The following is a 15,421-nucleotide window of genomic DNA, read 5'->3' as shown; positions in this document are numbered from 1 at the left end:
TCGGACAGCGCCGAAGCAGCGTGTAGCATCTTTGCTGGCTTTCCGTTAAAGCGCAAAGGGTCCCCGCGTCGATAGCTCTCATGCGACAGATGCGCAAACTTTCAGTCTGATCGGCACTAGTCGGATGAGCCTTAGGCCTACTACACCCTCCAAATCCACCCCGCGAAAGCCGGGCCAGCTCTCCGGTTCGGCCGTCTTCGGCCTTCAGATTCTGGTGGGTTTGGCGATTATTCTGGGCATGTTCGCCCTCAATGCTGTCGCGGGCAAATTGGTCATGCCCAAGCCCACCGATGTGCTCAATCAGAGCATTCGCCTGTGGTCCGATGGCACCATGCTCAAGGCTCTGGGCGAGTCGGTCACGGTGATTGGTTTGGGCTTTCTGCTCTCGGCGGTCAGCGGCATTCTGCTCGGTGTGCTGCTGGGTGGTAACCGGATTCTGGCCCGCGTTTTCGATCCTTTCGTCAACGCGCTGAACTCCACTCCCGGCGCAGCCTTCATCCCGCTGATCATTGTCTGGTTCGGCCTCTACACCGAAGCCAAGATTGTGGTCGTGTGGAATGCGGCGCTCTTCCCCATTCTCATCAACACTGCCGCTGGTATTTCCAATGCCAATAAAGATCTGGTGGAAATGGGCCGCGCCTTCGGTGCCAAAAAGGCGACCCTGTTCTGGCGCGTCATGATCCCCGATGCGCTGCCCTCCATTCTGAGCGGCCTGCGCATTGGCGCTGCCATCTCCACGGTCGGCACGGTCATCGCCGAGCTGACCATGGCCCAGTCTGGCCTCGGCGGTCTCTTGGCGCAGGCCGGCAATCGCTTCCAGATGGATCGTTATTTTGCTGTCGTGCTAGTACTCATGGCGCTGGGCACAGCGCTGACTGCGCTCTTGCGCTATATCGAGCGCCGCCTTGGCCGCTGGCGCGTTGCGCAGGGAGAAGCCTCATGAGCCGCGCCCCGATTATTTCCGTCAAAAAAATCACCAAGACATTCAAAAACGGCGAAGTGACCGCGCTGCAGGACGTCTCCTTCGACGTTGCCGAGGGCGAGTTTCTGTCCCTTGTCGGCCCCTCCGGTTGCGGCAAGACCACGCTTCTGCGCGTCATCAATGGCCTGATTGATGTTGACCATGGCGAGGTTATCTCGCTTGGCCAAGCGCCAGAACCCGGTCCCGATCTGGCCATGGTGTTCCAGTCTGCGCGCCTCCTGCCGTGGCTCACTGTCAGCGGCAATATTGAGTTCGTGCTAGAGCTGCGGGGCATGGGCAAAGCCGAACGTCGCCAGCGCGCCGATGCCTTGCTCGGTGCCGTCGGCCTCCGCGATTTCGCCCAGGCCTTTGCTCATGAACTCTCCGGCGGCATGCAGCAGCGTGTTGGTCTCGCCCGCGCTTTGGCTGTTGAGCCAAAAGTTCTTCTTATGGACGAACCCTTCGCCGCGCTCGATGCCATCACCCGTGAGGTGCTCCGCCGCGAGCTTTACGAGATGTGGGCCCGCCGCAAGACCACCATCGTCTTTGTCACCCACGACATCGAAGAAGCCATCTTGCTCTCCCAGCGCATTGTGCTGCTGAAGCCGCGCCCCGGACGCGTCGATAGCGTGATCAATGTCGATCTGCCCGAGCCGCGCTTTGCGCAAGACCCGCGTACTTATCCCCAGTTCGCCACCTACCGCTCCAGTATTTGGCAGCGCATTCAGGACATGGCCAAAGAGGGCACAAAGCTTGAGGAATTGTCCGGCGCATTTCCCAAGGAACTGCCATAGCTTAGCGGCATAAGCTTTTCCAATAGCACGCATAGAGTGAAGCGGGCGGCGATTGATGGTGAGTAATTTCCACGTCGGAGATTTCTTTGCGCGAAAGCGTGTTCCGGCGGCTTAGGAACTGCCATGACTACGCCTTGTACGGAACGCCTTGCCCCCATTAGTCCAGCGCATTGGACGCGGGAAACTGCAGCCCATCTGCTTGAACGCGCGGGTTTCGGTGGCACTCCGGCAGAAATCGATCGCCTCGCCGCCTTAGACCCTGTCTGTGCCGTCCGTAGTCTGGTGGGTTACCACTCCTATTCGGTGAATGTGGCTCTGCCCACTTTCGAAGGCTCTGACATCTGGGACGATAGTCTCGTCCAGTTCCCGGTCAGCCGTCCCGCCGCCACCGAAGGAGCTGAGCGCACCGGCGAGGCTATGGGCGTTAAGGTCAAGCCCGCAGGCTCCCGCCCGCTGCAGCCTGTCACCAACCGGTTCTTCTATTGGCTCCGCGCCACCACGCTCGAAACGCGCCGTCTCTCCATGTGGTGGCTCGATCGCATGGTGCGCACCTCCGCTCCGCTCGAAGAAAAGCTCACCCTGTTCTGGCACGGCCATTTCGCCGTCTCCGAGGAAAAGCTCCGCGACGTCCGCAAGATCGGGCTCTATCTCGAAACCCTGCGCACCCATGCCGCTGGCAATTTCGGCGATTTGCTCAACGCCATCTCCAAAGATCCGGCCATGCTGGTGTTTCTCGATGCCGCGCAAAACGTCAAAGGCGCCCCCAATGAGAACTTTGGCCGTGAGGTCATGGAGCTCTTCACCATGGGTGTGGGCCATTACTCGGAAGACGACATCCGTGAAGCCGCCCGTGCCTTCACAGGCTGGGGCAATGAGGATCTGAAGTTCGTCTTTGATCGCGCCAAGCATGACGGTGGCGACAAGAACTTCCTCGGCTACACCGGCGCTTTCAACGGCGACGATATCCTGCGCATCATTCTCACCCAGCGCCAAACCGGCATCTATATCGCCTCCAAGCTCTACCGCTTCTTCGTGCGCGAAGACCTCAGTCCCGCCTTTGCCGAAGAGGTCGGCGCGCTGCTGCAGGCTCTCAACTACGACATCTCGGCCTTCCTCGAAGAACTGTTCCTCTCCGAAGATTTCTATAGCCAGCCTTCCGTTGGCACCCACATCAAATCGCCCGTCGAACTTTTGGTCTCGACCTATCGCAAGCTCGGTCTGGCTGAACTGCCCACCATTCCCGATCCTGTGTCGGTCACCAAGTCCTTGGGCCAGGTGCCGCTCTATCCGCCCACCGTTGCTGGTTGGGGTTCCGGTCGCTCTTGGATGACCCCGGGCCTGCTCTTCGAGCGCGGTAATTTTGCCAAGGAAGTGATGTTCCCCAACATCATCGAATTCCGTGATCCGCTCTATAATCCCGGCGCTGAAGTGCGCCGCGTCAACGCCAATATCAATGCTGGCATGGAAATCACCAAAGCCACTTTGGAAGAGGGTGCATCCCCCAGCGCGACCGCTGGCATTCAGGAAGCCTTCAACACGCGTTACGCCAGCCTTCAGGGCTATAACGAAGCGCTCCGCCGCCTAAAACCAACACCCCGCTTTGCCGCAAACTTCTCGCTGTCACAGCTGGTTCTCGCAGCCGGCGCTGAAACCACCGAAGCAGCGGTCGATCATCTGCTTGTGCGTCTCCTGCGCGTGCCCATCGCCCCGCCGGCCCGCCAAGCCCTTATCGACACGCTCGACGCCGAGCTTGGCACCACCTCTCTTCTCGAAGCCCAAACCTATATGGAATACGGCCTCCGCCTCGTCGCGCACATGATCATGAGCGCGCCCCAATATCAGCTGGCGTGAGGAATTTTTGACCATGGCCAAAACTCCAAAACTCTCGAATACCGAAAAGCTCAACCTGATCGAGCAGGGCTATTCCTCTATGGTCATGAACGGGGCAGGGGGCATCACCACCTCGCCCGTGTTCTCCAAAGTTGCCGACGCTCAGGCCAATGATCGTATTCTGGTCATTGTCGAACTCTCCGGCGGCAATGACGGTCTCAACACCGTCGTGCCCTATGCCGACGACGCCTATTATCGCGCGCGCCCCAATCTCGGCATCCGCAAGGAAAAACTGCTCAAGATCGACGATCACATCGGCTTCCAGCGCACCATGACCGGCTTTGAGCGTCTCTACAAAGACGGCAATATGAGCATTGTGAACGGGGTTGGTTATGACCAGCCATCGTTCTCGCACTTCTCGTCCATGGCCTTCTGGCAGACCGGCGCACCGAACTCTGGCGAAGCTTATGGCTGGCTTGGCCGCATGGCCGATGCCATCGACCCGCAGGGCCACTCGACCAATTTCCTCGTCAACATCGACGATAGCCAGTCGCTCGCCGTACGCTCCATGCATCACGTGCCGCTGGTCTTCAACAATCCGGACAATTTCACCCGTCGCCTGCTCGACGAGGAACACGCTGCCATTGCAGCGCTCGACCGCAACTATGGCAATGGCTCGACCAATGCCTCCGAGCAATTCCTGCTCGACATTGCCGCCAGCGCCAACTCATCCGAGCAATTGGTGCGCGACGCCTGCTCGTCTTATGAGACCCCGGTGGATTACGGCCTCATCCCCTTCGGCCTAGAGCGCGTTGCCGCTCTCATCGCTGCCGATTTCCCGACCAAGGTCTACTACGTTCCCTATCGGAACAACGCCTTTGATACCCACGTCTATCAGTCCGATCTGCATTCGCGTCTGTGGTCCTACACCTCAGACCACATTGCCGGTTTTGTTGAAGACATGGAGCGCATTGGCCGCGGCGACGATGTTGTCGTCATGGTCTTTTCTGAATTCGGTCGTCGCGTCGCTGAAAACACCAGCCTCGGCACCGATCATGGCACCGCCGGTCCTGCCTTCGTCATCGGCAAGGGTGTTAAGGGCGGTCAATACGGCGCTATGCCGAGCCTGACCGATCTCGACGACGGCAACCTCAAATACACCACCGACTTCCGGCGCATCTACTCGACCCTGATCAATGGGTGGATGGGCTACGAAAACACCTCAGAAATCCTCAAATCCGACTTCGCCCCAATCGACTTGTTTGCCCGAAATCATTGAACCAACGAGAAGCAGAGAAAATCCGATGTCTCTTACCCGCCGTTCTATTCTAGCCGCTGCTGCCTTCACCCTTGCCAGTGCCACTGCCATGACTGGCGCTTTCGCCCAGCCAGCCGACATGCTCGAGCTCAAGCTGGCGCTCGGCACTGCCGACGTCAACTTCAACCCCACCACGGCATCGGTCTATCGTCTTGCCGACACTCTGGGCTTTTACGAAAAGCACGGCGTAAAGGTTGAGATCGTCGCGCTTGATGGCACGCCACAGGCTGTTGCAGCTTTGAACTCGGGTGCGGTGGACATCGCCGACATCTCCATCGACGCAGCGGTTCGTCTCCGCGCCGAAAATGATGTCGCCATTAAGGGCTTCACCTCCGTTGCCCTCGGCAACCCCTTCCTCATCGCCACCAAGACCGACATCACCTCGGTTGAACAGCTCGTTGGCCGTAGCTACGCCGTCGCCGATAACGGCAGCTTGGACTACAACCTCTCGCGTGCTGTGATCGACAGCTTCGGCGTCGACATTGACGGTCCAGATTTCGTCGCCATTGGCGCGCCAGACATTCGCGTTCAGGCCCTGGCCGTCGGCCGTGTCGATGCGACCACCGTCTCCTTCGGCACCTATCAGTCCATCGCTGGCACTGAAGGCGTCCACGTTCTGGTCGATGCCGACGAGTTCGCCAAGCGCTCGCCTGGCCAGTCCAAATTCGTCGCCGCTTTGGAGCCAACCCTCGAAGGCAAGCGTGAAGCTCTTCAGCGCTTCACCAATGCTCTCGCCGATGCATCGCGCACCATGCAGCAGGATCCGCAAATCTGGATCGATGCGATCTCCGCAGCCCGCGAAGACCTCACGCCAGAAGCGATCAAATCGACCGCCGAGATCAACGTCCGCCGTTGGTGCGTCAATGGCTGTATGAACCCAGAGAGCCTCGACAAGACCGTCGCCTATGCCTACTCGACCGCTGATTTCGCCGAAGTGAAGGAAATCCCGGCCAGCGACGTTTACGACGCCAGCTTTGCCGAAAAGATGATGGAAACCCTCGGCAAGGCCGAAGGCAATATTCTCGACGCACGCTAAGAGGCACATTTCTGCCATAAGCCCCTCGGCGCGGTGACCATGCCGCGCCGGGAGCCCATAAAGGCTGGCCAAAAGCCAATAATCGGCCCATTGAGGCCACTCAAACGCCCCACCAAAATCACGCCGTTAGTCTCCGGCATTTCGCCTCGAAATGCGCCAGCGCAAACGCGCTAAGCCCTTGCGTCACTGCCCCTTTTCCGATGTTCATGCCCGCCTCGCGCGTCCATGGCAAAATCCCCATATCCATCGCAGGCGACTAGCCGAACCAATTTCTTGGTCGCATAGTGCCCAAACCGTTGGAGGACGGTTTTGGAGGATTTATGAAGCTCGGCATTAACCTGCTCTGTCTCACCGATTTCGTGACAGAGGATCACCTGCCCGTTCTGCGCCGCCTGAAGGCTCTGGGTTATGACGGCATCGAAATCCCCATCCTCTCCGGCGAGCCTGACCATTACGCGTGGCTTGGTCGCCAGCTTGCCGCCATTGGTCTAGAGCGTTGCGCCACAGCCATCGTGCCGACACCCGACGTCAGCCCCATTGCGGCAGACACAGAAACCCGCGCCAGAGGCCGCGCCCACCTCAACTGGGCGCTCGATTGCGCAATTGCTCTGGGCGCGCAAAGTCTAGGTGGGCCCATGCACGCGCCCATCGGTCACTTCACCGGCTCTGGTCCCACCGAAAGCGAGTTGAATTATGGCGCCGAAGCCCATCGCGATCTCGCTCAGCGCGCTGAAAATAATGGTCTTTTTATAAGTCTGGAACCGCTTAATCGCTTCGAGACCTATTTCCTCAATACCACCACCCAGTGCCGCAATTACGCGCTTCGTGTCGACCATCCCGCCTTCCGGATCATGTACGACACCTTCCACGCCAATATCGAAGACGGCAACCAAGTCGCGGCGTTCCAAACCGTCGCGCCCCACGTCGGCATTGTCCATGTTTCAGAAAATGACCGTGGCATCCCCGGTCGTGGCCACATCGACTTTGCTAACATTTTCAAAGCGATACGCGCATCCGGCTATGCCGGCTGGCTCACCCTGGAAGCCTTTGGTGCCGGTCTGCCGGGCATAGTCGCCGCCACCCGCGTCTGGCGCCCGCTCTTCCCCGATCACGAAACCCTCTTCTCTGAAAGCGCCAGCTTCATTCGGCAGACTTGGGCTGTAGCGGAATAGGGCAGGGGCGAGGACTTATCCCCGCCCCCATAGAACGTGCCAAACTGCCGACTTTGCCCAGAGAGAGTTTTCCCCTCAAGGGCCTAGTATCGCATCAGCCCTCGCTCGCGCGCTCATCCAAAATGTCGAGGATGGCGGCCGTCGCGACGGAATAACCCCGCGCTCCAAGACCGGCGATAACTGCGTCGGCCCGCATAGAAACATAGGAGCGGTGGTAGATCGGCTCGCGCTTATGAATGTTGGAGATATGGAGTTCGATCACCGGGCCTTCAAACATCTTAAGCGCATCAAGCAGCGCCAGTGAGGTGAAGGTGAAGGCGGCGGGATTGATAACAATCCCAGCCCCTTCGTCGATGGCCTCATGGACCCAGTTGATCAGCTGTTCTTCACTATTGGTCTGGTGAAAGACAACCTTGCGACGGCCTGCCGCCTGCCGACACATCTCCTCGACTTCGGCGAGCGTCGTCGTGCCATAAATATGCGGCTCGCGCTTCCCCAGACGATTGAGGTTGGGACCGTTGAGAATATAGAGCGGCTTCACAGCGAGACCCCTTGGTATCCGAACATCTTCGGCAACCACAGCACCGTATCCGGCACGAAAGTGAACAGGATCAGTGCGCCAATCAAGACCCAAAGGAAGGGCAGAACCTCGCTGATTAAGGCGCGCATCGGCGTTTTGGCTATTCGCGTCATAATGAACAGCAATAGGCCGTAGGGCGGGGTGATTAGCCCGAGCATGATGTTGACCACGGCAACGACGCCGAAGTGGACCATGTCGATGCCAAGTGCCTGCGCCGCTGGGATCAGCACTGGAACAATCACCAGCAGAATGGTCGTGCCTTCCAGAACACAGCCCAACAACAGCAGGAGGATGTTGACGACGATCAGGAAGGTGATCGGGTCCATATCCCAAGACAGCAAAATGGCGCTGATGGTGCGGGGGATATTCTCGATGGTGACGACATAGTTGAACACCAGCGCGCCAGCGATCAGCATGCCGATGGAGGCCGTGGTTTTGGCGCTCGTCAGCAGCGATTGATAAAGCTCCGGCATTTTGACGGCACGATAAAAGATCACCGATACGAGAAGTGCATAGGCAGCGGCCACTGCGGCGGCCTCGGTTGGTGTCGTTACGCCACCATAGATCCCGTACATTAGAACGACCGGCATCATCAGCACCGGCAGCGCTTCCCATGTCATTTTCGGCAGCTGGCGCAATGGCACTGGCGGCTCAATGGGGAAGTTCTTCACCCGTGCCGTGATGGCGATGAGCACCATCATAAAGCCCGCCATGATCAGGCCCGGCACCACGCCGCCCAGGAACAGATAGCCAATGGAGGTATCGGCCACCAAGGCATAGAGAACCATAGGAATGGACGGGGGAATGATCGGGCCAATAACCGCGGTCACAGCTGTCAGCGCTGCAGCATAGGACGGGGTGTATTTATTGTCCTTGGTCATCATGTGCTGCATCATCTTGCCAGAGCCTGCAGCATCGGCCACGGCCGAGCCTGACATGCCGGCAAAGACAATCGATTGCAGCACGTTCACCTGCGCCAGACCGCCTCGGAAGCGACCGACGAGCGCGTCACACCACTTGAGCAAACGGTCAGATAGTGTGCCCGAATTCATAATCTCGGCGGCGAGAATGAACAGCGGCACAGCCAACATGATGTAGTTGGAATACATGCCGTTGAGGAACTGCTCAGCGACAATGCCGGGGTCTTGGCCGCGCATGAAGAGGTAGACCAGTGAGCCGCAGATCATCGACACACCCATCGGCAAGCCGAGGAAGGCGAGGAGCGTGATCAGACCCAGTGCAATGCCAAAGGCCAGAGAAATCGTGGTCATATGCCCGAGCTCACCTTGGTTGGATCAGCGTCATCTGCGAGACGCCCGAAGGCAGCCTGCCAAGCCACATAGAGCTGGCGTACGATCATCGCGACGGCAAAAATCCCGTAGATGGAATAGAGATAGTCAAAGCGGATCTTGAGATAGGCGGTCTTTTCCACCTTCATGAACAAGATGTAGTCGATCACCGCTGGCAGCGAGAACGTAAAGAGCACCACCAAAGTGAGCGACGTGATCAACACCATCACACGCTTCACCCCGGGCCTAGCCGCACCATAAAACAGGTCAAAACGAATTTCTTCGTTGTCGCGCACGACAAAGGCCGTGCCGAACAGCACCATCCAGAGCCACATAATGACGCTGATTTCATGTGTCCAGCCAATCGGCAGGTTCAGCACATAGCGGAACACGATCTGCAGGATGAAAACGATGAACATGATTGCCAGCATAGCGGCAAGCAGGTTCTCTGCCCGGGCATGCAGCCAGCGGCCAATTGCGGAAATCTTGGGAGACATCCGTCCACTCTCCTCGGGAGCTAGCACGCGGCCAGCGGCAAGACGGAAGAGGCGACGCGATTGCGCCGCCTCAAATTTGGAGCAAATTAGAGGGCGTTGATGCGCTCAACCACGCCTTCTGGCCAATCCTTGGCAAGATCAGACTCAAGGTACTTCTGCTGCGCAAAGCTGCGGAAGGCAGCAAGATCAGGCTCATAGACATCAAGACCTGCGCTGCGGAAGCGCTCGGCCAGTTCGGCTTCGCGGGCAACGTGCTCATTCTGGCTGAAGTCGATGGCTGCCTTGGCGGCTTCTTCAAACTTGGTCTGCTGCTCTGGGCTCATTGCATCCCAAGACGACTTGGAGATCACGAGAAGGTCAAAGCCAACCAAGTGCGAAGTGAGGGCAATTTGCTTCATAACTTCGTAGAACTTCATGTTCTCGACGTTCGGCAGTGGGTTGTCCTGCCCGTCAATCGCGCCGGTCTGAAGCCCGGTATACACCTCGGCATAAGCCATTGGCGTTGGGTTGGCGCCGATGGACGAACCGAGGAACTGCCAAGCGTCACCACCCGGCATGCGCAGCTTTACGCCAGCGAGGTCGGCAGGGGTGTTGATCTTCTTTTCGCTGATCAGACCCACGTGACGTGCGCCGAAATAGGTTGGGCCGATGATGTGAATGCCCAGCTGGTCTTCGGCCATCTTCTTGAACTCAGCGCCAACGTCGCTATCAAAGAAGGTGCGCAGATGGTTCGCGTCACGGAAGAGATAAGCCGAGGTCAGAACCGACCAGGCCGGGATCTGATTGGAGATATCTTGCGGAGCGATATTGCCCATTTCGAGGTTGCCGCGCTGCAGCGCGACGAGCTCAGTGCCCTGCTTAAAGAGGTTGCCGCCGAGATAGGTTTCGATGGTGTAGTCGTCTGCCACTTGCGCAGACAGCATGCTCATCATCTCAGCGCGAATATCGGCTTCAGAAAATACAGCCGAGAAACGCAGGACAGGCTTGTCCTGAGCCATTGTGGGCAACAGTGAAGCGAGCATAAGCCCGCCAACCATCAGCGCGCGGCGCGATAGCGTTAGCATCATGATTTTCCTCCCTCAGAAAACATTTGTCGGTTGTTCCGACGTCGCCGAAGGCCCTCTCCACCGGCTTCTGTCACTTTGTACGAACTAGTACGTTCATGTCAACATTGTTTCCGTCGCATCAATATGCGATCTTTCATTTCATCCGATATTCTTATAATCATCGGTTGAATGCAAGCGGTGAGGCGATGCGGTGATCAATTCGGAAGAGACGATAGGCGAGGCAATCTATCGTCGTCTGCGCGCCGATATTATTTCGTGCGACCTTGCCCCCGGTCAAAAGCTCAAGCTTGAGCCGCTAAAAGCACGCTATGACACGGGCTTAGGTACCCTCCGCGAAGTCCTGAACCGCTTGGCGAGTGAAGATTTGGTGGTCGCTGAAGGGCAAAAGGGGTTTGCGGTGGCACCCGCCACAGTGGCCGATTTGCGCGAAACAGCAGACCTGCGCCTCCTGCTTGAAAGCCACGCGCTAAAGCTCTCTATCGCGCGTGGTGACCTTGATTGGGAAGGCGAAATCGTCTCGGCCCATCACAAGCTTGCGGCCATCGAAAAGCAACTTCTGGGCGGGCAGAACAAGCAGACGGTGGAGTGGGTGCGCTATGACTTTGCCTTCCACAATGCGCTGATTTCCGCCTGCGGATCGCGGTCTTTGCTCACTATGCACGCCACCATATTCGACCGCTTTTTGCGCTATCACATGCTGGCAGCAAGCTTTCGCGGATCAGGCGTCGTTTCCGACCACAGAGCACTCCTTGAGCTTGCTTTAGCGCGCGATACGCAAGGCGCACTCGCCATGCTCAGCACCCATATTGAGAGCGGCCTCAACCATGTGCTGCAGACCAAGCTCCTCGCGGCTTAGGCAAAGCGCGCAAAGGTTTTGGCCATTTCCTGCGGGTCCGCTGCTTGCCCGGCAAACAGCGTGAATGCTCCAACGGCCTGATAGATCGCCATGCCGCCGCCGGAGAGTACCCGACATCCCTTTGCCCGAGCCGTTTTGATCAGCTCTGTCTCGCGCGGAAAATAGATAATATCGACAATGAATTGCTCGGCGCAAAGCAGGTCTGGCGCCAGAGGCATTCCCGGCAGCTTATCCATGCCCACTGGCGTGGTATTGACCGCGCCGCCGGCCCCAACAATCGCTGACCGCAGCTGATCTGGCAAAATAGCCCGAACCCGTGCGCCGTTCGCCTTTTCCATTTGCTCCGCCAAGGCCCGGGCTTTTTCAACATCGACATCGACAATATCGAGTGCGCTAACGCCAAGCCCAATCAGCGCCTGTGCCACGGCAGAGCCAGCACCACCTGCGCCCAACTGGATCACTCGGCCCAAATCTTGGGTGCCAAAGCTCGCCGTAAAACTTTGCGCAAAGCCAGAGCAATCAGTGTTGTAACCGTGGGACGCGCCCGCCTCGAACACGACAGTGTTCACTGCGCCAATAGCGCGGGCCTCCGAGCTTAATCCATCAAGCAGCGGAACAATCGCCTGCTTAAATGGAAAGGTCACATTGCATCCGCGATAGCCCTTTGCCTTCATGGCGCTGAGCACTTCGGCAAGCGCGCTGTCGGGCAGGTCCAACGCATCAAAGTCAATCAGATCATAGCGATAAGCGAGGCCTAAACGTTCGCCCTCTTTCTCGTGCATGATCGGGGTCAGCGACGCGCCAATACCGCGTCCCAGCAGTCCGATTCGAAGTGTTGGGCCAGATTGATTGAGGTCGGATCGCATGGCGTCGACACGCGAAAGTGCCGCTTTTGCACGCTCAAACTGCATAGACACGACCAATGCTCCCCGTCGCTGGGCGTTGGTTCACCCGCGCACTTGTTTTATGCGCTGCTGCCCCGTTACAACGATAGCAGACGATTTGCGTCACAATGTACGAACTGGTTAGTTTAGTCAATTCTGGCGCGCGCGAGAGAGGTGCCTATAATGAGTGATGTTCAGGCTCCCAAGCCGTCCGGTCGCCGTACGCCAACACGGCAGCAGGACCCGGAAGGGACCAAGCAGAATATCATCGAAATTGCCTCGCAAGAGTTCGCGCTCAATGGCCTATCGGGCGCCCGCATAGATGAAATTGCCGCCAAGACCCGTGCGTCCAAGCGCATGATCTACTACTACTTTGGCGACAAGGAAGGGCTCTATCGCAGCGCCCTCGAGCACGCCTATGCGCAGGTTCGACAGGGTGAAGCAAAGCTCGACATCGCAGGGCTTTCGCCGATCGACGGTCTCAAAAAACTGGTCGAGTTCACTTTCGAACACCACCATCAGCATGAAGATTTCATTCGCATGGTGATGATCGAAAACATCCATCACGGCCAATATCTTGAAACCTCACCGGGCGTGCGCGAACTCAATGTCACGGCCATCACCAATATCCGCGATCTCTATGAGCGGGGCGTTGCCGAAGGCAATTTCCGCCCCGGCATTGATCCGCTGGACATCCACTGGCAGATCAGTGCGCTCTGCTTTTTCAACGTCTCCAATCGCGCGACATTCTCAAAACTGTTCGATCGCGATTTTGGTGCGCCGGATAGCCAGATCCGCTTGAAAGAACACGCGGTGAACGCTGTTCTGCGTTTTGTCTCAAAACCAGAGGCCCTCGGCTAACTCTAGGCCAGCCTTGTCTCGACCATGCCCGGGCGTGCTCAATGAGTGCGGACCCATAAAGCATGGCTCGACGCTGCCTTAGTTCCCCGTTCTCATCGCCAGCTTACCCCGCGAACCTGGCTGATCTCGGTGCAGGTATAGAGGGCAGTCCGTCATTCTGCCCCTCCCGGCACGCCGCCCATGGAGCCTCGTGGGCGGTGCCCCCTTGAGCTGCCTCCACCGGGTTGCCCCCTCCGAGATTGCGCCCACATCCTCCAAAATATTGCCCCCGTTGACCTCCCAATTCCTCCATGTCACTTTGTACGAACTAGTTAGTTAGTGGAGGGGTTATGAACACGTCGATCGCTACTGTCTCGATCAGCGGCAATCTGCGCGAGAAGCTGGAGGCCATTGCTGCTGCTGGCTTTGACGGGGTCGAAATCTTCGAGAACGACTTCCTCGCCTACGACCAATCCCCCGCTGAAGTGCGCAAAATGTGCGCCGATCTAGGGCTTGAGATTACGCTCTTCCAACCATTTCGGGACTTTGAAGGCCTGCCAGAACCGCATCGCAGCGCCGCCTTCGAACGAGCCGAGCGTAAGTTCGATCTTATGGAGCAATTGGGTGCGCCCCTAGTTTTGGTCTGTTCCAGCGTTGCCCCAGCAGCACTGGGCGGAATTGATCGCGCTGCCGCTGACTTCCGCGAGCTGGGCGAGCGCGCTGCCAAGCGCGGCCTGAAGGTGGGTTTTGAAGCGCTAGCTTGGGGTCGTCATGTGTTCGATCACCGTGACGCGTGGGAGGTCGTTCGGCGCGCTGATCATCCCAATGTCGGGCTTATTCTCGATAGCTTTCACACGCTGTCGCGCGGCATCAACCCAGACACCATTCGCTCTATTCCGGGTGACAAGATCTTCTTTGTCCAGCTCGCAGACGCTCCCGCGCTCTCGATGGACCTTCTCTATTGGAGCCGCCACTACCGCAATATGCCGGGCGAGGGCGATCTCCCCGTGGTAGATTTCACCCGCGCCGTTCTTGCCACGGGCTACTCTGGTCCTCTGTCATTGGAGATATTTAACGATCAGTTCCGTGCCGGATCGCCACGCACCATCGCCGCAGATGGGAAACGCTCGTTGATCTTTCTTGCCGACCAGGCCCGATTGGCCGAGCCGGACGCCCCCATCATTACCCCTGCATTACCGGCCCGCGCCAAGGTTGAAGGCGTGTCTTTCGTCGAGTTCACGGCCAACGAAGCCGAAGCGGAACAACTGGCTGGCCTCTTGGGCAAACTCGGTTTCTACCACACCGGGCATCACCGTTCAAAAGCGGTCAATCGTTATTCGCAGGGCGATATCAATATCGTCATCAATACGGAGCGAGAGGGGCTCGCGCACGCGGCTTACATCACCCACGGCACCAGTGCTTATGCCATGGGCCTACTGGTGGAGGATGCGGGCAGGGCGCTGGACCGTGCTCGCGCCCTGGATGCTCAGGTCTTTAATCAGCACGTTGCGCCCAACGAACTCAAAATACCCGCCGTCCGTGGCATCGGAGGCGGCGTCATCTATTTCCTCGATCGGCAGTCGGAACTGGCCGATGTGTGGGACAAAGAGTTCGTGTCCCTTCCAGCACAGTCCGCAGGCGCCCATCTCACCCGCGTCGATCACCTCGCTCAGACGATGAACTACGCGGAAATGCTCACCTGGATCCTCTTCTATCGTTCCATTTTTGAGCTTGATAAAAGTCCCATGGTCGATGTCGTCGACCCAGCAGGCCTCATCCGCAGTCAGGTAATCGAAAGCCCTAAGGGTGAACTGCGGCTAACCCTCAACGGCGCAGAAAATCGCAAAACCCTAGCAGGGCGCTTTATCAGCGAAACCTTCGGCTCGAGCCTCCAACACATAGCGTTTGCATCAAGCGACATCTTCGAAACCGCCCGTATTCTGCGGGAGAACGGGTTGGCGGCTTTGCAGATTTCCCAGAACTATTACGACGATCTCGCCGCGCGGTTCATTTTGTCACCTGAGCTGCTGTCCAAGCTTCAAGCGGCCAATTTGCTGTATGACCGCGACGCGAATGGCGAGTATTTCCAGCTCTATACGCCGCGTTTCGGCGAAGGGTTTTTCTTTGAAGTCGTTCAGCGCATTGGGGGCTATTCTGGTTACGGCGCGTTCAATGCCCCGTTCCGCATCGCGGCTCAGAGACGCGAAATCACCGTGTTGGACGGAATGTAAGGACTCTCCGCGCCCAGTGGGGCATACAGGGTTCTTGTTAGCCCAATGGTCGTGTTTCTAAAGTGT

Annotated in this window: 14 protein-coding genes; 9 read left to right on the top strand and 5 right to left on the bottom strand. The window is 58.0% G+C overall.

Going from position 1 to position 15,421, the window contains the following annotated elements; genetic code table 11:
• Nucleotides 1-124: 124 nt before the first annotated feature.
• From JHL21_RS06755 to JHL21_RS06730, 6 genes are all read left to right on the top strand, one after another.
• Entirely contained in the window at nucleotides 125-943 is an 819-nt protein-coding gene (locus JHL21_RS06755) for an ABC transporter permease (protein WP_199531754.1), read from the top strand.
• Complete coding sequence (locus tag JHL21_RS06750) at nucleotides 940-1,755, top strand: ABC transporter ATP-binding protein (RefSeq protein ID WP_200212639.1); 816 nt, start codon at nucleotides 940-942, stop codon at nucleotides 1,753-1,755. Before JHL21_RS06755 ends, JHL21_RS06750 begins: the two co-directional genes overlap by 4 nt.
• A gap of 123 nt (nucleotides 1,756-1,878) precedes the next feature.
• Nucleotides 1,879-3,606, top strand: coding sequence for a DUF1800 family protein (locus JHL21_RS06745; RefSeq protein ID WP_200212637.1), 1,728 nt, complete (start codon nucleotides 1,879-1,881; stop codon nucleotides 3,604-3,606).
• Nucleotides 3,607-3,619: 13 nt separating this feature from the next.
• The gene (locus JHL21_RS06740) at nucleotides 3,620-4,864 is read left to right on the top strand and encodes a DUF1501 domain-containing protein (RefSeq protein ID WP_200212636.1); all 1,245 of its coding nucleotides are present in this window, start codon (nucleotides 3,620-3,622) and stop codon (nucleotides 4,862-4,864) included.
• A gap of 25 nt (nucleotides 4,865-4,889) precedes the next feature.
• Nucleotides 4,890-5,939 carry an ABC transporter substrate-binding protein gene (locus tag JHL21_RS06735; RefSeq protein ID WP_169194762.1) on the top strand — a complete coding sequence of 350 codons (1,050 nt, stop codon included), beginning with the start codon at nucleotides 4,890-4,892 and terminating at the stop codon, nucleotides 5,937-5,939.
• A gap of 320 nt (nucleotides 5,940-6,259) precedes the next feature.
• Nucleotides 6,260-7,111: a sugar phosphate isomerase/epimerase gene (locus tag JHL21_RS06730; protein WP_200212635.1), complete on the top strand. Its 852-nt coding sequence runs from the start codon at nucleotides 6,260-6,262 to the stop codon at nucleotides 7,109-7,111.
• Nucleotides 7,112-7,205: 94 nt separating this feature from the next.
• Here JHL21_RS06730 and JHL21_RS06725 read toward each other — a convergent pair whose 3' ends face one another.
• The 4 genes from JHL21_RS06725 to dctP all read right to left on the bottom strand — a co-directional run bounded on the left by JHL21_RS06725 (nucleotide 7,206) and on the right by dctP (nucleotide 10,544).
• Nucleotides 7,206-7,652: a type II 3-dehydroquinate dehydratase gene (locus JHL21_RS06725; protein ID WP_200212634.1), complete on the bottom strand. Its 447-nt coding sequence runs from the start codon at nucleotides 7,650-7,652 to the stop codon at nucleotides 7,206-7,208.
• On the bottom strand, nucleotides 7,649-8,962 hold the full coding sequence (locus JHL21_RS06720) for a TRAP transporter large permease (protein ID WP_200212633.1): 1,314 nt from the start codon (nucleotides 8,960-8,962) through the stop codon (nucleotides 7,649-7,651). Before JHL21_RS06720 ends, JHL21_RS06725 begins: the two co-directional genes overlap by 4 nt.
• The gene (locus JHL21_RS06715) at nucleotides 8,959-9,477 is read right to left on the bottom strand and encodes a TRAP transporter small permease (RefSeq protein WP_200212632.1); all 519 of its coding nucleotides are present in this window, start codon (nucleotides 9,475-9,477) and stop codon (nucleotides 8,959-8,961) included. Before JHL21_RS06715 ends, JHL21_RS06720 begins: the two co-directional genes overlap by 4 nt.
• 86 nt (nucleotides 9,478-9,563) lie before the next feature.
• Complete coding sequence (gene dctP, locus JHL21_RS06710; protein WP_200212630.1) at nucleotides 9,564-10,544, bottom strand: TRAP transporter substrate-binding protein DctP; 981 nt, start codon at nucleotides 10,542-10,544, stop codon at nucleotides 9,564-9,566.
• 190 nt (nucleotides 10,545-10,734) lie between these two features.
• On the opposite strand from dctP, the gene JHL21_RS06705 reads away from it, so the two are divergent.
• Entirely contained in the window at nucleotides 10,735-11,400 is a 666-nt protein-coding gene (locus JHL21_RS06705; RefSeq protein WP_200212629.1) for an FCD domain-containing protein, read from the top strand.
• Here JHL21_RS06705 and JHL21_RS06700 read toward each other — a convergent pair.
• Nucleotides 11,397-12,311 (bottom strand): shikimate dehydrogenase, encoded by a 915-nt coding sequence (locus JHL21_RS06700; RefSeq protein WP_254081976.1) that lies wholly within the window; start codon nucleotides 12,309-12,311, stop codon nucleotides 11,397-11,399. The two genes, JHL21_RS06705 and JHL21_RS06700, sit on opposite strands and share 4 nt — an antisense overlap.
• A 156-nt stretch (nucleotides 12,312-12,467) precedes the next feature.
• Here JHL21_RS06700 and JHL21_RS06695 point away from each other — a divergent pair, with 156 nt between their 5' ends.
• Together JHL21_RS06695 and JHL21_RS06690 are read left to right on the top strand one after the other, a co-directional pair.
• The gene (locus JHL21_RS06695) at nucleotides 12,468-13,145 is read left to right on the top strand and encodes a TetR/AcrR family transcriptional regulator (RefSeq protein ID WP_200212628.1); all 678 of its coding nucleotides are present in this window, start codon (nucleotides 12,468-12,470) and stop codon (nucleotides 13,143-13,145) included.
• A 329-nt stretch (nucleotides 13,146-13,474) separates the two neighbouring features.
• A complete protein-coding gene (locus JHL21_RS06690; RefSeq protein WP_200212627.1) occupies nucleotides 13,475-15,355 on the top strand; it encodes a bifunctional sugar phosphate isomerase/epimerase/4-hydroxyphenylpyruvate dioxygenase family protein in 1,881 nt (626 codons plus the stop codon).
• Nucleotides 15,356-15,421 lie beyond the last annotated feature (66 nt).

This window comes from Devosia sp. WQ 349K1 (assembly GCF_016595685.1).
Lineage (GTDB): Bacteria > Pseudomonadota > Alphaproteobacteria > Rhizobiales > Devosiaceae > Devosia.
Note: the sequence above shows the minus strand (reverse complement) of the source record. Positions and strands in the feature narration are given on the sequence as shown.